Here is a 17,446-nt window from a genome sequence, read left to right as displayed (position 1 = left end):
TGGTGCGCCCGGCGCTCGTCGGGGTAGCCGGTGGTGCGTCAACATGGCCGAGGCGAAGCAGGTGATCGACCCTGTGTCCCAGGTGATGGCGTGCGGGGCGGCACCGTAGCCGACGCCACGCCAGCCCACCGGCGGTTGGTGTCCGCCGCCGCGCGGTTGTCCAGGCGGGCGATCAGGTCAACACGCAGTTCGGCGGGGATCTCGCGTGGGCCGGGTGGGTGCGGTGCCCCGGTCGGCGGCTGCCGCCCAGAGCGCCGCCACCAGGGCGAGCGACGCCGAGGCCAGCAGCAGGGCCAGCAGCGTCCGGGGCGAGCCGGACGTGCCCAGTGCGACACCCGCGACGGAGGAGATCAGCGCGCCGCCTCCGATGACCGTCGCGGCGGACAGGCCCGTCGCGGTTCCGGCGCGGCTCGGGTGGTCGGACATGACCCCCAGGTTCACGACGGGGGTGGTCAGGCCGTTTCCGATTCCCACGAAGACGCAGACGGCGAAGAACGCGACGGGGTGGAGGTCGCGCAGCGGTTGACCAGGGCGAAGCTGGCCCCGAACGTGTGAGCGATGTCGGGCAGCGCCGGCAGATGGATGTTCACCGGAAGCACCGACATCGCCGTCAGCAGGACGAAGAAGGCCAGGCCCGGTGCCGCGCGGCCACTCGCGCGCGGCGAGGTCAGCGATGTCCTTTCGGTGGTGGAGTCCACGGAACCGGATCCCGTCCACGTTCTCGAAGGCGCGATCCCGCGCCTCGCCCGGGCACCCGCCGCGGGCGAGGCGCGGGATCGCCGGTCCCCGTCGACCGACGATATCCGGCGTCGTCAGGACCGGCAGGGTGTGCCGTTGAGGGAGAATCCCGTGGGGACCGCGTTGCTGCCGCTCCACGAACCCTGGAAGCCGAACGAGACGCTCGCGCCGGCCGCGAGCGTGCCGTTCCAACTGGCGTTGCGGATCGTGACGGCGGAGCCGGCCTGGGTGTAGGTGGCGCTCCAGAGCGTGGTGATCCGCTGGTCGCCTGGGAACGTGAAGGCCAGGGTCCAGCCGTCGACGGCGGTCGTGGTGGTGTTCTTGATCGTGACGTCGGCGACGAATCCACCGGGCCATTCCGACTGCTTCTGGTAGGTCACCGCGCAGGTGGGGTCGGGTGGTGGAGTGGTCGGGTTGACCCGTACCTCGTTGGTCGCGATCGACACGTTGCCCGCCGCGTCCCGGGCCCGTACGTAGTAGCGGTTCGGCACGGACGGCGCGAGCGACAGCTGGTAGCTGGTGCCCGGCACGGTCGCCACCAGCGTCGAGTAGAAGACCCCGTCCCAGCGGTAGACGTTGTAGCCGGTCACCCCGACGTTGTCCGTCGAGGGCGTCCAGTTCAGCTTGGCGGACGTGGTGGTCACGTCGGTGACGGTCAGCGTCCCGGGGGCGCTCGGCGGCACGGTGTCGGGGCCGGTGTCGGTTGCCGGGGTGACGATGGTGAGCGAGTTCGACGACGGCGAACTGTGCCCGCCCGAGTCGCTGGCGCTCACGACGACGAGATACTGCGTGGCCGGCTTGAGGGTGATCGTGGCCGTGGTGACGTTGCCGACCCGGACGGTTTCCCCCAGGTCGTAGAACGCCTGGAAGTATCCGATCGTGTACCCGGTGACGTCGCAGCAGCCGGGCTCGGCCGCAGTCCAGGTCAGGGTGGCCGACGTCGACGTGACCCGGCTGACCGCCAGGTCCCTCGGCGCGGTCGGCGGGAGGTCGGCCGGGGGCGTCGAGCTGGTGGCGTCGACCGTGTTGGACGCGGCCGACAGGTTGCCCGCGGCGTCCCTGGCGCGTACGTAGAACTGGATGCGCGGGCCGGGTCCCGTCGTGGCCGACGGCGGCAGCTGGTACGTCGTCGACGTGGCGGTGCCGAGCAGCGTGGAGGTGTACCAGCCGTCGAACTTGTAGACGTGGTAACCGGTGACGCCGACGTTGTCCGGCGCGGCCGTCCAGTTCAGCGTGCCGTTCCGGTTGGTCAGGTTCGTCGGCGAGCCCGGTGGCACGGTGTCCGGGCCGCTGTCGGTGGCCGGAGCCACCACGATGATCTGGTTCGACCAGGGGGAGGTGTGTCCCGCCGAGTCCCTGGCCGCGACCCTGATGTTGTACTGGTGGGTCGGCGAGATGTTGATCGTGGCCGTGGTGACGTTTCCGACCGTCGTGGTCGGGATGACGTCGCTGAACGGCTCGGGGTACATGATGGTGTAGTTGGTGATGGCGCAGCAGCCGGTGACGGAGGCGGTCCAGCTCAGGGTGACTGACGTCGAGGTCACCTGGGTGGCCGTGAGCAGCGTGGGCGGCGCCGGTGGCGCCGGTGTGCTGGGCGGGGTCGGTGGCGGGACGCTGCTGGCCAGCGTCGACACGGTGCCGGCGCCGGCCGCGGGTGTGGTGGCCAGGCCCACACCCAGCACCGCGACCGGCAGGGCGGCGGCGGCCACGAAGGCGGGCCACAGGCGGCGGAACAGAGAGCCCCCGTACACGGGCTGCTCCTCTCTCGTCAGTCGGTGGCGCAGGATGCGCCGTTGAGCGTGAAGCTGGCGCAGCCGGGGCCCGGCGTCGGCGACGGCGTCGGCCCGTACGGGTCGACCGTGTTGGTCGCGATCGACAGGTTGCCCGCCGCGTCCCTGGCGCGTACGTAGAAGAGGTTGCGCAGCCCCGACGTGGACGGCGGCGGCAGCGGGTACGTCGTCGACGTGGCGATGCCGACCAGCGTGGAGGTGTACCAGCCGTCGAACCGGTAGACGTGGTAGCCGGTCACCCCGACGTCGTCGGTGGACGCGGTCCAGGACAGCGTCCCGTCCTGGACGATCAGGTTCGCCGGAGCGGTCGGTGGCAGGGTGTCCGGGCCGGTGTCCGTGGCCGGGGTCATCACGACGATCCGGTTCGACCAGGGGGAGGTGTGTCCCGTCGTGTCCCTGGCGGACACCCTGATGCGGTACTCGTTGGTCGGCGAGAGCCTGATCGTGGCCGTGGTGACGTTCCCGACCATCGTCAGCGGGATCGCGTCGGTGAACGGTGGGGCGTACTCGATGACGTAGGCCTCGATGGCGCAGCACCCGGGGGTGGAGGCCGTCCAGGTCAGGGTGACCGAGGTGGCGGTGACCCTGGTCGCCGTGAGGTCGGTCGGCGCGGTCGGTGGCGCCGGGGTGATCGGCGGGGTCGACGGTGGGACGGTGCTGGCCGGCGTCGACGCGGTGTCGGCGCGGGCCGCGGGGGCGGCGGCCAGGCCCACGCCCAGGCCGACCCCCAGGACCGCGACCGGCAGCGCGGCCGCGACGGCCGGCCGCAGGCGACGGAAGAATGACGTGGTACGAGCGGCCACCATGCGTGGACGATGTCGCTATTCATAGACGTACGTCAAGGTATTGCTCGACAGCTGGGATGCGCGCACGTGCGGTGTGGGATGTGCGCAGGGAATTCAGATCTTGTTCCCGGCGTCGCCGATCACGATCAATTCAATCGGCGGGAATCAATTGACATGATATAGACGGTCAGTAATGTGTGTGGGGGTTCGGTCCGTCTCGGGCCGACCGGCGACGGGAGTCTCTGATGGGTGCACGACGACGGCGCAGGCCGCGTCCCGCCACGGCGATCGGTGTGGCCGGATCTCTCGTGGCGGGGCTGCTGACCACCCAGGCCGTCGCCGGCCCGGCGGCGGCTGCCGAGGGGCTCACCCTGGCCGTGGACGTGTCCGCTGCCCGGCACGCGATCAGCCCCGACATCTACGGCATGAACGGGGGCGACCCCGCGCTCGTCGCCGAACTCGGCACGCCGGTGGCCCGCTGGGGCGGCAACGCGAGCAGCCGCTACAACTTCAGGAACCATACCTACAACACGGGCAGCGACTGGTACTTCGAGAACATCGTGGCCGGGCCCGACAACACGGTCGAGGCGTTCGTCCAGCGGAACCGGGACCAGGGGACCAGGCAGGTGGTCGCCGTGCCGTTGATCGGATGGGTGGCGAAGGACTCGCCCTCGTCGCACCCGTTCGCCTGCGGCTTCCCGGCCACCCGCTTTCCGGAGCAGGACTCGTTCGACCAGTGGGACCCCAACTGCGGCAACGGCCGGCACGCCGACACGAACCTGACCGGGGCGGTCCCCACGGACACGTCGGTCCCGGCCGACGCGTCGTTCGCGGGCGAGATGGTGTCCCATCTCGTCGACCAGTTCGGCCCGGCGGCGCGCGGCGGCGTGTCGATCTACGAACTCGACAACGAGCCGGTGTTGTGGAGCTCCACCCACCGCGACGTCCACCCCGAGCCGGTGAGCTACGACGAGCTGGGCGGCAAGGGCACGGCGACCGCCGCGGCCATCAAGGCCGCCGACCCGCGTGCGGCGGTGCTCGGCCCGTCCGGCTGGGGCTACTGCGAATGGGTGGCGTCCGGCGTGGACGGCTGCGCGCCGGGCGCGGACGCGGCGGCGCACGGCGGGCTGAACCTGTCCCAGTGGTACCTGAAGAACATGAAGGACTTCAGCGACGCCCACGGCGGGAAGCGCTTCCTCGACTACTTCGACCAGCACTACTACCCGCAGATCAGCGGCGGCAGGGACCCGGACGCCAACGCGCTGCGGCTGCGGTCCACCCGGTCGCTGTGGGATCCGACGTACGTGGACGAGTCGTGGATCGGTCCCGGCGGGGTGAACGCCCCGCCGTTGCAGTTCATCCGCCAGATGAAGGCGTGGGTCGCGCAGTACTACCCCGGCACGAAGGTGGCCATCACCGAATACAACTGGGGTGCGCTGGACGACATCAACGGTGCGCTCGCGCAGGCCGACGTGCTCGGCATCTTCGGGCGCGAGGGTCTGGACCTGGCCACCATCTGGGGCGAACCGAAGCCGACCGACCCCGGTGCGTACGCCTTCCGGATGTACCGGAACTACGACGGGGCCGGCAGCCGGTTCGGCGACGTGAGCGTGTCGGCGGTCAGCAGCGACCAGGGGCAGCTCGCGGTCTACGCCGCGCAACGCTCGTGCGACAGGGCGCTCACCGTCATGGTGGTCAACAAGACCGGCGGCGACCTGACGTCCCGGTTGGCGCTCGCCGGATTCCGCGGCGGGGACAGGGCGCAGCGGTTCACCTACGGCCCGGCCGACCTCACCTCGATCGTCCGGGGTGAGGACCTCCGGGTGACCCGTGGCGGCGTCAGCGCGACCTACCCGGCGAACTCCGTGACGCTGCTCGTCCTGCCGCAGCGCTGATCCCCGGCGCGGGCTTCCGCGACGACACCTGTTCGCCACCTTCGTATGCCACCCTGGGCGCCCACGAACCGGGCCGTCACCGGCCCCCTCGGTCCGCCCACGGGAGGCAGCATGGCCAGACGCGTCTTCCTGCACGTCGGCGCCCCGAAGACGGGCAGCACCTTCGTGCAGCACGTGCTCTGGAGCAACAGGCGGGCCCTGAAGCGGGCCGGCATCCTGCTGCCGGCCAGCGCCCGGGCCCAGGACGCGGCCATGACCGATCTGCGCCAGGTGCCCTGGCGCGACGCCGACCTGCGCTGGACCTGGGACCGGCTGGCCGCGAAGGCCCGCGACTGGCCCGGCGACGTGATCATCAGCAACGAGGGGCTGGGCGGGGCGAGCAGCGCGCAGGCGGCCCGGGCCGTGGAGAGCCTGCGGCCCGCCGAGGTGCACGTCGTGGTGGCGGGACGTGACCTGTGGCGTACCCTCCCGTCGACCTGGCAGCAGAGCATCCGGGCCCGCAGCGGCTGGCGCTTCGGCGCCTTCCTCGGCGCGGTGGAACGCGGCGAGTTCGAGACGTTCTGGGAGAACTACACCGCGAACCGGATGCTCCGTCGCTGGGGCGACCTGGTGCCCGCCGACCGCCGCCACCTGGTGACCGTCCCGCCTCCCGGGGCCCCGTACGACACCCTGTGGCACCGGTTCGCGGGGATCATGGGCATCCCCGACGACCTGTGCGAACTGGAGGCACCCACCTCGAACCCCTCGTTGGGTGCGGCCGAGGCCGAGGTGCTGCGCCGGGTCAATCTCGCGCTGGGCGACCGCTACCCGCTCCGCAGGCCGTACCAGGAGGTCGTGCAGCGTCACCTGGTCGACTCCGTGCTGCGCCAGCGCGAGGACGGGCTCAAGTTCGGTGTCGGCCTGGACCGGGCCGGATGGGTGGCCGACCTGGCGGAACAGCAGATCAAGGAGCTGCGGGACTATCCGTGCCAGGTCGTGGGCGACCTGGCGGAGCTCCGGCCGACCAGCATGAAGCAGAGCCGCAGCCCCGACGAACTCGACGACGGGCAGGTCCTGAGCACGGCGATCGAGACGATCGTCGCCATGCTGGAGCAGGCCGAGGCGCTCAGCACGCGTGCGGACCGCCGGTACGAGGAGATCCTGGCGCGGGTCAGGACCCGGGTCGACGGCGGCGTTCGCCGCCGGCTGCGGCGCGCCACCCGCCGGTAGCGGATCCCCTACCTCCGCGCCGTCCTGCCCGAGTAGGCCCGGTCCGAGGCGATCGACGCGCCGATGTACCGCCCGGCCCGTGGCTGGGTCGGTGCGGATCCCGGCACGTCGAACAGGACGACGAGGCCACCCGTCGGCCGCGGCTGGGCCCGCACGGATCCGCGGTGGGCCCGGGCGATCGAGGCGACGATCGACAACCCCAGACCCACCCCGTGATCCGCGCTGTCCCGGCCCCGGCGCAACTGCCGGAACGGCTCGAACAGCGCGCCGGCCTGGTCGACCGGCACGACCGGCCCGGTGTTGTCGACCCTGAGCACGGGGCCCGGGGAGCCGACCCGTACCCAGACCTGCCCTCCGGGGTGGTTGTACTTGATCGCGTTGTCCACCAGGTTGATCACCAGGCGTTCCAGCAGCACCCGGTCGCCGTTGACGACCTGCGGTGTCAGGTCGGCGTGGATGCTCAGGCCGTGCTGGCTGGCCCGGGCGCGGTGCGCGGCGATCACCCCGGCGGCCACCTCGTCGAGCCGCACCGGTGTGCGGTGGTCCAGCCCGCGATCGCTGCGGGCCAGCACCAGCAACCCCTCGATGAGGGACTCGATCCGGACGTTCATCGCGAGCAGGCGTGAGCACAGCCCCCGTACGTCCGGGTCGGTGCTCCTGCGGGCCAACGCCACCTCGACCAGGGTTCGCTGCGCGGCCAGCGGGGTGCGGAGTTCGTGCGAGGCGTTGGCGACGAACCGCCGTTGGCTGTCGAACGAGTCCGACAGCCGGTCGAGCATCTCGTCGAAGGTGTCGGCCAGGTCGGTCAGCTCGTCGCGGTGCCCCCGCATCCGGATGCGCTGGTCCAGGTTCTCGGCGCTGAACTGGCGCGCCGCCTCGGCCATCACCCGTACCGGCCGCAGCATGCGGCTGGCGACGATCCAGCCCACCAGCAGGGCGAGCAGCAGGGTGATGGCGAGCGTCACGCCGGACTGCACCAGCAGCGTGTCGAGGACGTCGACGCGGTATTCGGCGGCCGTTTCCGCGTTCAGCGGTCGCACCATCGACGTCGGGGTCGGGCCGGCGGTGTCGATTCGTCCGCTGGCGACCGCAGGGAGCGCCGCCCGGAACAGGATGTAGTTGATCGTCAGCAGGACGACGGCGCTGAGCAGAAAGATCCCCCCGCACATGAGGACCAGATGCCCCTTCACCGACAGGCGACGCAGGACTACCCGCTCAATCGGTAGCCCACTCCGGAGAGCGTTTCGATCACCGCCGGGCTGCCCAGCTTCTTCCGCAAGGTCATCATTGTCACCCGAACGGCGTTCGTGAACGGGTCGATGTGCTCGTCCCATGCCTTCTCCAACAGTTCCTCGGCGCTGACCGCGGTGCCTTCGGCCCGCATCAGAACTTCCAGTACGGCAAATTCCTTCCGGGACAGCGCGATGAATCGGCCGTCCCGGAGCACCTGGTGCCGGGGAACGTCGAGTTCGATGCCGGCGCGGCGCAGCACCGGCGGTAGCGCCGGCCTGGCGCGCCGACCGAGCGCCTGCACCCGGGCGACGAGCTCGGCGAGGGCGAACGGCTTGGTCAGGTAGTCGTCCGCGCCGATGTTGAGCCCGTGCACCCGTTCGTCCAGGCCGGTCGAGGCGGTCAGCATGATCACTCTGGCCTCACCGCCGGTCGAGACGATCGCCCGGCAGACGTCGTCGCCGTGCACCACGGGCAGGTCGCGATCGAGGACGACGACGTCGTAGCGGTTGATGCTGATCAGCTCCAGCGCGGCCGCGCCGTCTGCGCACAGGTCCACCGCCATGGCCCGCTGGCGCAGCCCTTCGGCCGTCGCCTCAGCCAGCACCGCCTCGTCTTCCACGATCAGTACGCGCATTGAGATCCCTTCTCGTGGCACCGGCTCCAGTGTGCACCAATCGTTCGTAAGTTCGAGATAAGAAGTGCCGCTTACGCCACCAATATCCACTCGCTGGTACACCTGTTGGCAACAATGACATCTTCCTGAGTCGGAGATGATCCTGATCGGAAGAGGACCCTGAAATGAGGAACGCCATGAGTCGTGAGTGGCTGACGCCCATCCTGCTGGGCGCGCTACTGCTGGCCACCGGCTGTGCCGCCAAGGTCGGCAGTAACGAGGTCGCGTCGGTTTCCGGTGTCTCCAGCGCGCCTTTGGGCGCGGACCAGAACGAGTTCCGGCGGTGCATGAAGGAGCGTGGAGTCGACCTCGACGCGAATAGTGACAGCAATGAGTTGGGTGGCGGTTCGGGACACGACTCGGGCAAGGTCGACTCCACCAAGGCACCCGGCCAGCAGCAGCGGGAGCTTGCCGCGTTGGACCAGTGCCGCCAGCACCTGCCCAACGGCGGCAACCCGCAGCCGCTCAGCGAAGAGGAACTGGAGCAGGCCCGGGCGCTGGCCAGGTGCATGCGTGCCGGTGGGTTCGACTATCCCGACCCCGACCCGCACTCCGGTGGCGGCTCCGGATCCATGGCCATCCCGCCGGGGATCGACATCGACAACCCGACCGTCCTCGCCAAGCTGCGCGGGTGCCGACAGGAGGCGGGCTACCAGCCAGCCACGCCCGGTGCCGGATCGTGAGCGCGGCGGCCACCAGCCAGGGCGGCGGTCCGGTGCGGACGCGGCGCGAGCGGCGACAGCGCTGGCTGCTCGGGAGCGTCGCGGCCGTGGCCGTGCTGGGCACCGGCGGTGTCACGGCGTACACCCGGCTCCAGGGTGTCTCCGCCGAGCCGACGCAGCAGGCCACGCCACGGCGCACCGTGACGGTCACGAGGACCGACCTGGTCGAGCGGATCCTGGTCGACGGCACCGTCGGGTACGGGCCGAGCAGCCCGGTGACCGGCCGTCGGGCCGGCACCATCACCTGGCTGCCCAGCCCCGGCGCGCTGGTCAGGCGGGGGGAGCGGCTCTACGCGGTGGACGCCGAGCCGGTCCCGCTGCTGGTCGGGAACACCCCGATGTACCGGGACCTCGGCGCCGGGGTGTCCTCCGGGCCCGACGTGCTGGTCCTGGAACGCAACCTGGACGCGCTCGGCTATGACGTCGGCACGGTGGACGGCAGGTTCCGGTCGGGCACCCGGCAGGCGCTCAAGGAGTGGCAGCGGGAACTCGGCCTGCCGGAGACCGGGCGACTCGCCCCCGGCGACGTCGTGGTGCTCCCCGGCGAGGTGCGGGTCGACAAGGTGACCGGGCAGCTCGGTGGCCCGGCCCAGGGCGAGGTGCTCGACGTGACCGGTGTCGGGCGGCTGGTCACGGCGGGGCTGGCGGAGGCGCAGCGCCACTTCGCGCGTCCCGACGCGAAGGTCCGCCTCGACCTGGCCGACGGACGGTCCACCACCGGCACGGTCAGGTCGGTCGCCGTCGGTGCCGGCGAGGACGATCGGTCCACGCTCACGGTGACGATCGACTTCACCGACTCCGCGCTGGCCACCAGGGTGGACACCGGACCGGTCACCGTCCGGTTCGACGGGGCCAGCCGGGCGGGTGCGCTCGCCCTGCCGATCGAGGCCCTCGTGGCGCTGCGCGAGGGGGGCTACGGGATCGAGGCGGCCGAGGGCGAGCAGCGGTACCACGCGGTCGACCTGGGCCTGTTCGCCGACGGCATGGTCGAGGTCTCCGGCGACGGGGTCGCCGAGGGACTGCCGGTGGTGGTCGCGGGATGACCGCCGTGCTGGAGCTGGAGAACGCCTCCAGGGTCTATCCGGGCGGCGTCCACGCGCTGCGGGCGGCGAACCTCCGCGTGCACGCGGGCGAGATGGTCGCCGTCGTCGGGCCGTCGGGTTCCGGAAAGTCGACCATGTTGCACCTGATGGGCACCCTCGACCGGCCCTCGACCGGGACGGTGTGGGTCAACGGGCACCGGGTCGACCGGCTGACCGACCGTCGGCTCTCCGCCCTGCGGGCCTCGTGGATCGGGTTCGTCTTCCAGTCGTTCCACCTGACCGACGGGTTGAGCGCACGGGAGAACCTGGTCACGGCGCAGCTCTACCGGGGTGTCCCCGCCCGGTCGCGGCGAGCCCGCGCGGACGAGGCGCTCGAACGGGTCGGGCTCGCGCACCGGGCCGACCACCTGCCGACCGAACTGTCCGGCGGGGAGCGGCAGCGGGTCGCGATCGCCCGGGCCGTGGTGAACCGTCCCAGCATCGTGCTGGCCGACGAGCCCACCGGCAACCTCGACTCCCGGGTGGGCGGCGAGGTGCTCGCCCTGCTCCGGGAGCTCAACGCCGAGGGCACCACGATCGTGGTGATCACGCACGATCTCGGCATCGCCGGTCGGTTCCCCCGGCGGGTGGAGATGCTCGACGGGCAGATCCGCGCCGACGTGACCCAGCAGGGTGCGGTGGCCGGATGACCGTACGACTGCCACCGCCCGCCCGGCTGTCGTTGCCCGACCTGCTCGGGCTCGCCACGGTCGGCGTCCGGGCCCGTCCGGCGCGTACGGTGCTGGCGGCCCTCGGGATCACCATCGGGATCGCCGCCCTGATCGCGGTGATCGGGATCCCGGCGTCCAATCAGGCCGCGGTGCGGGCGGGGCTGGCCGCGCTGGGGCCGAACCTGCTCACCGTCACTCCAGGCCAGAACCTGGTCACCGGTGAACGGGCGCAGCTCCCTGCGGAGTCGGTGCCGATGATCCAACGCATCGCACCGGTGCAGTCGGCCTCCGCCATCGGCTACACCTCAGCCAAGGTGCGACGGACCAACCTGGTGCCGGAGGGCCAGACCAACGGCCTCGCGGTCGCCGCCGCCCGACTCGACCTGCCGGCCGTGCTCAGGTCGACGATGCGCGTCGGGGCGTTCCTCGACCGGGTCACCGAGCAGTACCCGGCCGTGGTGCTGGGCGCGCGGGCCAGCGAGCTGCTGGGCGTCGAGCCGCGCCCGGGTGAACCGGCCCCGCCGGTCTGGATCAACGACCGTTGGTACGTGGCCATCGGGGTGCTCGACCGGCTTCCACTCACTCCGGAGATCGACAACTCGGTCCTGGTCGGCTGGCCGGCGGCGCAGCGCTACCTCGGCTTCGACGGCCGCCCGCAGGCGATCTTCGTCCGGGTGGACGACGAGGCCGTCGACGACGTACGGGCGGTCCTCGGGCGTACGGCGAACCCGCAGCGGCCCGAGGAGGTGCTCGTCTCCCGGCCGTCCGACGCGCTCGCCGCGCAACGTCTGGTCGAGCAGGCGTACTCCTCGTTGTTCCTGGGACTCGGCGCGGTCGCGCTGCTGGTCGGCGGGATCGGGGTGGCCAACACGATGATCATCTCGGTGCTCGAACGGCGCCGGGAGATCGGGCTGCGCCGGGCGCTCGGTGCCAGCCGCGGACATGTCGCCAGTCAGTTCCTGGCCGAGTCCGTGCTGCTCACCGGCATCGGTGGCGCGCTGGGAATACTGCTCGGCTCGGCGGTCACGGCCGGCTACGCCGTAGCCGAGCGATGGCCGGCGGTCCTGCCGCCGGCGGCCCTGCTCGGTGGGCTCGCGGTGGCGGTCGGCACCGGTGTGCTGGCGGGTGTCTATCCTGCGGCCCGCGCGGCCCGGCTCGCGCCGACCGAGGCGTTGAGCACGAACTGACCGGCCGGTGCTGGCCGCCCGCCGGTCGGCCCCGGGCACGGGTGCGGCCCCCCGGAGAACCGGGGGGCCGCACCGGGCGGGATCAGCCGATGGTCTGGAACCGGAACGCGGTCGCCGGCCCGTACGCGCCGCAGTCGACGCGGCTCACCCAGGAGCCGACCCCGACGTAGGGGCCGTCGACCCAGCCCCAGGCCGAGCAGTACACGCCGAAGCTGACCGCTCCCGAGTACACGGTGTAGTAGGCCTCGACGTAGTTGGGCGGGTAGTAGTACACGTTGTAGCTGTAGGAAGCCGCCGGCCCGAACACCGAGTCCTTGCCGAGCACCTTGGCCCCGGACGGCACGGCGGTCGGCGCGGCGGCCGAACCGACCGCGGCCTCGGTGCTGGTGGTGGGTGCCGTCTTGGGACCGGCCTGGGCGGGCGCGGCCACCGCGGTGGCCGCGAAGATCATCGCTACCGCCAGCGTCAGCTGGAGCAGGAGAGTGCGGATGCTCTGGCCGTCGCGCCGGAGCTTGGTCGGAACGTTCATCCTGGGACCTCCATGGAGCCCTCGTGGGGGACGGACACCGACAAGCATCGGCAGCGACCGGCGGGGCGCAAATAAATGGAAGCGATTCCTTCCGCGACATGGTGTCGGGTGAATGTTTATGCGGTTCTTGACTCATCCGATCATCCTCCCGATGGTGGTCCGAAGGGCCTGCAGTTCCCCCCTCGCGACCCATCGACAACCGACTGTCTCATGAGCTTCATATGATGCGAGTGCTTCGCCCGACGGGGTCAGCGAGAGCGAATGCCCGGCCGTCGGGGTGGTGTTGATGGCTTCGGCTGGGACGGTCAGATCCTCCGGGTTGGGCGCAGGTGGCTAAGCGGCGCCCAAATTGCCCAACGTGGATAGCCGCCCGGCCGGGTTCGACGCCTCTCGGTGCGCCGTTCCGTGTGGGAATTCCGCGGCGTGACCCTGCCGCCTGGTGCTCGGGTGAGATGGCTCGTGGGCGCGAACGCCGTCGGCGTCGGATGGCGGGAGTGCGCTCGTCGATCCGGGTGGACCGACGTTCGCCGGGTGCCACTAAAGAAGTGGCATTGTGCCGCAGAAACTCTGTAGGCCGCGAAGCGTCACCATGCATACATCACGAACATCCCGGTCAGTGTGACGCGGTGTCCGGTTGCACTCGGCTCACTTGTCATGCGGATGTGGCGGACGTGGCCGGTTGGTGACGCGCCTCTATACGCGGGTCGGCACACACGCGACGAGCGTCTGTCGGAGGCCCTTTATGTTTTGCTTATAGCGCCGCTGCCACAATCACGGTCCGGGGGATGTGGAATGTCGCTCGACGATCTGCGGCGTATACCACTCGGGGCTGGCCCGATGGGTGACGACACTGCGGTTCGGCAGAAAGTGGACAGCCCGAGGCTCACTGGGCCCGGCGGTCGCCACTGGCTCCGGGCTGCTGCGGCAACAAGCGGAGGCAGGGGATACTCTTGATGACTATCGATCAGCTCGCGGCCGAGGTATGGCTCACCCCGCGGACCATCCGCTCCTACCACACCCGCGGGCTGCTTCAGCCGCCGAACCGGGTCGGCCGGACGCCCTACTACGACCGTCCCCACCTCAACCGAATGCGGACCGTCGCGCTTCTGCAGGGACAGGGCCTTTCGCTGGAGACGATCTGTGCGCTGCTCGACCCGGACGGGGTGATCGGCAAGTTCATCCTGCCGAACCGGACGATCGACCAGGTGCTGCGTGCCGACCCGAGCCTGACCCGCCCGCTGATCGACAGTGGAGTCCTCCTGCCGCGCCCGGACGGCGCGTTCAGCGTCCGGGGCGCTCGTGCGGTGCTGGCCGCGAGGGTCGCGAGCCGGCCGGACGCTCCGCTGACCGAGGTGCTGCACGTTCTTGCCGGCTCGGTGACCGCGATCGCGCCGCTCGCCGACGAACTGCTCAGCCGGGTGGGCGCCGAGCTGCTCTGTCTGGTGCCCGGCGGTGTCTCCCATCGGGACGAACTGCTCGACCTCGTCGTCGAGGCGTTGCGGGTCGGGCTGCAGACCAGGGCCGCGCCGGCCGCCTGACGCCGTCGGCGTCGTGGACCTGCGGCGACGGGTGGCGCGCCGGCTCGGCCGGCACGCCACCCGCATGGTTCGCCCGGGCCGGCGTCAGCCGGTCCGGCAGGTGACCGTCGGCCAGTTCCAGTTTCCGTTGGCCATGATCGTGATGCCGAAGTTGTTGCCGTTGCCGTTCGGCCTGGCGGTGACGGTGCCGGTGGTGCCGCTGACCGAGGCGTTCCAGCTGTTCTGGATGCTCTGGCCCCCGCCGAGGCCGAGGGTGACCACCCAGTTGTTGGTGCCGCTGACCGCCACGTTCAGGTTGAACCGGTCACCCCACTGCTCGGCGGGCGACAGCACCGCGGTGCAGTTGCCGCCCGCGGGCGGGGTGGTCGGGCCGCTGGTCGGACCGGTGGTGGGGTTGCTCCCACCGCCCTCCCAGACGGTGACGTCGGAGCTGCCGCTGCTCTGGTAGCCCTCGGTGGCCATGATCTGGTAGCTGTGGTTGGTGCCGAGGTTGAGGCCGGCGCGGGCCCAGGCGTCGAAGTGGTTGGCGACCGTGATGGTGCCGCTGCTGCGCTTCTGCTGGCGGACGCTCCAGTACTGGTAGAACGTCTGGATGCCGTCGATCGACGGGGCGTTGGTCCGTAGGCTGCGCAGGATGTCGTAGGTGCCGCCGTCGGTGGTCACCGTGCCCAGCCTGGTGGCCCCGGTGCTCGGGTTGTAGCTGCCGAAGTTCTCCACCACGTAGTACTCGATGAGCGGGTTGCGCGTCCAGCCGTACAGGGCGAGGTAGGTGTTGTTGTTGCCCGGGTTGTAGTTGGCCGAATAGCTGACCGTCCGTCGGGTGCCGGTGGCCCAGCCCTTGCCGCCGACCCAGTTGTTGGTGCTCCGGTCCCAGCTGCTGCTGTAACGGCCGTCGGCGCGCAGCGTCATGCTGGCGTTGCCGTTGTCCTTCCAGAACGAGAAGTAGTAGCCGTTGTGCGTGCCGGTGAGGTTGGAGGTGAGCGTCCGGTCGGCCTCGGCGTACGCGTTGGGCGAGGCGATGAACGTGCCGGTGACGGCCAGCGCTGCGGCGCACGCGGCGCCGAGGAGCAGCCGCAGTCGGCTGCCCCTTCGCGGTCTGGTCGAGGTGTGGTTCATTAGCGTGTTCCTCCTCGTGACAGCTGGTGGTGGCCAGCGCCGCGGTGCGACCCGGCGGGCTGTCGGCGGCCAGGCGCGGCAGCCGGTCGTTCGGCGTCTCACCACACGGTGGGCGGGCGGTCCTCGGGTACGACCGGGACGGGGTCGCGGGGGGTGACATCGACAGCATTGAGAACCGTCGATGACGAACGTAAGACGCCGAATTTGGGTCTGTCAACGATTTTCCGAAATATTCCCGAAACTTGTTTCTCTCGGGGTGCGGGCCGAGGGTGGCCGCCGGTGGGCCGGCCGCAGCGCCTGCGGATCGCGTTCCGCATGGTCATGCGCCCTCGCGGGGCGGGCACGGGTGATCCGGAGCCGGATCTTCGAAACTTCCGGAACCACCGTCACGCTGCCGGCCGCGCTGACCGGCCGGCCCCGCGCCGCGTGCCGCCCGTCAGGCACCCACCGCCGCGAGCCGCTGGCTGCGCCACAGCCGGGCCGCCGGCCCGAGCGCACGGGGCCAGTTCTCACCCCGGCGGGTCAGGGACCGCTCGCTGATCTCGAACCCGCCGACCAGCCCGGCCAGCTCGTCGAGCACGTCGGCCTCGCGGAACGGCTTGCAGGAGAAGATGTTCACGAACACCTCCCGCAGCCCCGGATAGGTGTGGATGGCGGCGTGCGACTCGGCGAGGATCACCACGGCCGACTTGCCGGCCTGGTGCGGCGGGCCGTCCTCGCTGGCGACCAGCGGCCCGGCGATCACGGTCATGCCGATGCGGGCGACGAGGTCGCGCATGAAGGTGTGCAGGGCCTCGCCGTCGTCCAGGGCGCGGGTGTCGGTGACCGCCGACAGCCGCAGGGTCAGCTCGTCGCCGTAGTGGTCGTCGATCGGATGGTCACCAGGGTGCCCGGTCATCGGTCGTTCTCCTTGTCGGTGGGATGTCGGTGCGGAGTCAGCCGGCGTGGGACAGCAGCCGGACCGGGTCGGCGGTCAGTTCCTGCATGATCGAGACGACGCGGGCCGGACCGGTCGGCGGCGCGGCGGCCCGGGCGGGGCGGGACGGCCGGACGCTGCCGGCGCGGTCGACGAGCTCCCGGAGCCGCTCCGGACGCCAGTCGTCGTCCCCGCAGTTGGCGGCCAGCCCCTGGCGGGCCAGCATGTCGGCGAAGTACTCGCGTTCCGGGTCCCCGCCGGGGAAGACCAGCAGCGGCACGCCGGCGTGCACCGCGCTGGCGAGCGTGCCCCGGCCGCCGTGGCAGAGCAGCGCCCTGGCCCGCCCGAGCAGGTTGCGCATCGGCAGCAGCGGCCACGCCTGCACGTTGCCCTGCGGCGACACCCGGGGCGGGGCCGTGTCGGTGCTGCCCGAGGCGATCAGCACGTCGACGTCCGAGCCCTCGAACGCCGCGAGGCAGTGCCGGTAGTACCAGTCGGCGTCCATCGGCGGCCCGCTGGTGTAGGCCAGCAGCCCGCGCTGCCCCGGCCGGGGCCAGTCCACCGGCCCGGTGACGAGGTGCCGGTCCAGGGACGCCGCGGTGAGCTGGCCGACGTACTCGCCGGTGCTGTGCCGCGCGACCAGCGGGTCCATCTCGGGGGCCAGCGGGTAGACCAGGCGGGTGCTCCAGGTGAAGAGCACCTCCGACAGGGACTGGGGCTCCGGTGCCCGGCTGCGGCTCAGCGCCGGCCGGAACGCGGCCAGCGCCCGGGTGTCCACCGGCGCCCAGCTGTCACTGCCCCGCCCGAAGAGACGGTGGTCCGGCCAGGTGACCGGGCTGACCACGGGGATGCCGGCGAGCGACCCGGCGACCACCGAGGTCAGGTCGTAGTCGTGGAAGAGCACCTGCACCCGGCGGGCGCGGAACTCCCGCAACTGCGCGGCCAGGACGGTCTCCACCAGGTCGGGGTCGGCGTACGCGGACCGGGACAGCAGGTCGTCCAGGCGCAGGGCGGTCGTCGCGTCGGGGTACGGCGCGGTCTCCGGCCCGGGGATCGGCACCGCCGGCACGCCCAGCCGGTCCAGCAGGGGCCGGAAGTGTGGGCTGGCGAACAGCACCGGCGTGTGCCCCGCGAGGCGAACCGCCTCGTACACGCTGAGCACGGTGGAGACCGAGCCGAGGCCGTACGACCACACGCCGGGAACCAGGCCGACCCGCATGGTGTCATCCTCCTTCCGGGCACCGCACCGCTGTGGCCGGTGCCCTGCGGCGACTGTAGGAAGCCGGCAACCGCGGCAACAAGGTGGCGACGTCCGCCGTCGGCACAGATGCGCCCTGGGTGCCATCTACCCTGCGCCGAAGG

At 71.3% G+C, this 17,446-nt stretch carries 17 protein-coding genes; 7 read left to right on the top strand and 10 right to left on the bottom strand.

All coding sequences use genetic code 11. The features are described from left to right. Positions 1-177: 177 nt before the first annotated feature. The 4 genes from ACVMYR_RS09210 to ACVMYR_RS09195 form a co-directional block, all read right to left on the bottom strand. A complete protein-coding gene (locus ACVMYR_RS09210) occupies positions 178-426 on the bottom strand; it encodes a hypothetical protein (protein ID WP_457121555.1) in 249 nt (82 codons plus the stop codon). A 26-nt stretch (positions 427-452) separates the two neighbouring features. Continuing rightward, complete coding sequence (locus tag ACVMYR_RS09205; protein ID WP_457121554.1) at positions 453-698, bottom strand: hypothetical protein; 246 nt, start codon at positions 696-698, stop codon at positions 453-455. A gap of 114 nt (positions 699-812) precedes the next feature. After that, entirely contained in the window at positions 813-2,489 is a 1,677-nt protein-coding gene (locus ACVMYR_RS09200) for a cellulose binding domain-containing protein (protein ID WP_457121553.1), read from the bottom strand. Between the two features lie 17 nt (positions 2,490-2,506). Continuing rightward, complete coding sequence (locus ACVMYR_RS09195) at positions 2,507-3,334, bottom strand: fibronectin type III domain-containing protein (RefSeq protein ID WP_396789431.1); 828 nt, start codon at positions 3,332-3,334, stop codon at positions 2,507-2,509. Between the two features lie 272 nt (positions 3,335-3,606). Between ACVMYR_RS09195 and ACVMYR_RS09190 the strand changes: the two genes are divergently transcribed. Together ACVMYR_RS09190 and ACVMYR_RS09185 are read left to right on the top strand one after the other, a co-directional pair. Then, on the top strand, positions 3,607-5,208 hold the full coding sequence (locus tag ACVMYR_RS09190) for a glycoside hydrolase family 44 protein (RefSeq protein ID WP_457121552.1): 1,602 nt from the start codon (positions 3,607-3,609) through the stop codon (positions 5,206-5,208). A gap of 111 nt (positions 5,209-5,319) precedes the next feature. Then, positions 5,320-6,417 (top strand): hypothetical protein, encoded by a 1,098-nt coding sequence (locus tag ACVMYR_RS09185; RefSeq protein WP_457121551.1) that lies wholly within the window; start codon positions 5,320-5,322, stop codon positions 6,415-6,417. 8 nt (positions 6,418-6,425) lie between these two features. Here the strand turns inward: ACVMYR_RS09185 and ACVMYR_RS09180 are convergent, their stop codons facing one another. Beyond that, positions 6,426-7,607: a sensor histidine kinase gene (locus ACVMYR_RS09180; RefSeq protein ID WP_457121550.1), complete on the bottom strand. Its 1,182-nt coding sequence runs from the start codon at positions 7,605-7,607 to the stop codon at positions 6,426-6,428. Between the two features lie 17 nt (positions 7,608-7,624). Further along, on the bottom strand, positions 7,625-8,284 hold the full coding sequence (locus tag ACVMYR_RS09175) for a response regulator transcription factor (protein ID WP_077936340.1): 660 nt from the start codon (positions 8,282-8,284) through the stop codon (positions 7,625-7,627). Positions 8,285-8,460: 176 nt separating this feature from the next. On the opposite strand from ACVMYR_RS09175, the gene ACVMYR_RS09170 reads away from it, so the two are divergent. The 4 genes from ACVMYR_RS09170 to ACVMYR_RS09155 are packed head-to-tail and all read left to right on the top strand — an operon-like array spanning position 8,461 to position 11,985. Next, entirely contained in the window at positions 8,461-9,006 is a 546-nt protein-coding gene (locus tag ACVMYR_RS09170; protein WP_457121549.1) for a hypothetical protein, read from the top strand. Further along, a complete protein-coding gene (locus ACVMYR_RS09165) occupies positions 9,003-10,088 on the top strand; it encodes a peptidoglycan-binding domain-containing protein (RefSeq protein WP_457121548.1) in 1,086 nt (361 codons plus the stop codon). Before ACVMYR_RS09170 ends, ACVMYR_RS09165 begins: the two co-directional genes overlap by 4 nt. Next, positions 10,085-10,777: an ABC transporter ATP-binding protein gene (locus ACVMYR_RS09160; protein WP_091284095.1), complete on the top strand. Its 693-nt coding sequence runs from the start codon at positions 10,085-10,087 to the stop codon at positions 10,775-10,777. Before ACVMYR_RS09165 ends, ACVMYR_RS09160 begins: the two co-directional genes overlap by 4 nt. Beyond that, positions 10,774-11,985 (top strand): ABC transporter permease, encoded by a 1,212-nt coding sequence (locus ACVMYR_RS09155; RefSeq protein WP_457121547.1) that lies wholly within the window; start codon positions 10,774-10,776, stop codon positions 11,983-11,985. Before ACVMYR_RS09160 ends, ACVMYR_RS09155 begins: the two co-directional genes overlap by 4 nt. A gap of 82 nt (positions 11,986-12,067) precedes the next feature. Here ACVMYR_RS09155 and ACVMYR_RS09150 read toward each other — a convergent pair whose 3' ends face one another. Then, positions 12,068-12,514 carry a hypothetical protein gene (locus tag ACVMYR_RS09150; RefSeq protein WP_043962037.1) on the bottom strand — a complete coding sequence of 149 codons (447 nt, stop codon included), beginning with the start codon at positions 12,512-12,514 and terminating at the stop codon, positions 12,068-12,070. A 953-nt stretch (positions 12,515-13,467) separates the two neighbouring features. Here ACVMYR_RS09150 and ACVMYR_RS09145 point away from each other — a divergent pair. After that, positions 13,468-14,052 carry a MerR family transcriptional regulator gene (locus tag ACVMYR_RS09145; protein ID WP_091284091.1) on the top strand — a complete coding sequence of 195 codons (585 nt, stop codon included), beginning with the start codon at positions 13,468-13,470 and terminating at the stop codon, positions 14,050-14,052. Positions 14,053-14,136: 84 nt separating this feature from the next. On the opposite strand, the gene ACVMYR_RS09140 is transcribed toward ACVMYR_RS09145, so the two are convergent. From ACVMYR_RS09140 to ACVMYR_RS09130, 3 genes are all read right to left on the bottom strand, one after another. After that, positions 14,137-15,168, bottom strand: coding sequence for a glycoside hydrolase family 11 protein (locus tag ACVMYR_RS09140; RefSeq protein WP_396789426.1), 1,032 nt, complete (start codon positions 15,166-15,168; stop codon positions 14,137-14,139). A gap of 436 nt (positions 15,169-15,604) precedes the next feature. Beyond that, positions 15,605-16,066, bottom strand: a complete 462-nt coding sequence (locus ACVMYR_RS09135; RefSeq protein ID WP_043962040.1) for an S-adenosylmethionine decarboxylase family protein — start codon at positions 16,064-16,066, stop codon at positions 15,605-15,607. 37 nt (positions 16,067-16,103) lie between these two features. Further along, positions 16,104-17,303: a glycosyltransferase gene (locus ACVMYR_RS09130; RefSeq protein ID WP_457121546.1), complete on the bottom strand. Its 1,200-nt coding sequence runs from the start codon at positions 17,301-17,303 to the stop codon at positions 16,104-16,106. Positions 17,304-17,446: the final 143 nt, after the last annotated feature.

It is taken from the genome of Micromonospora sp. PTRAS2 (assembly GCF_054052245.1).
The sequence above is the reverse complement of the archived record's forward strand: the minus strand, read 5'-3'. Positions and strand labels throughout refer to the sequence as shown.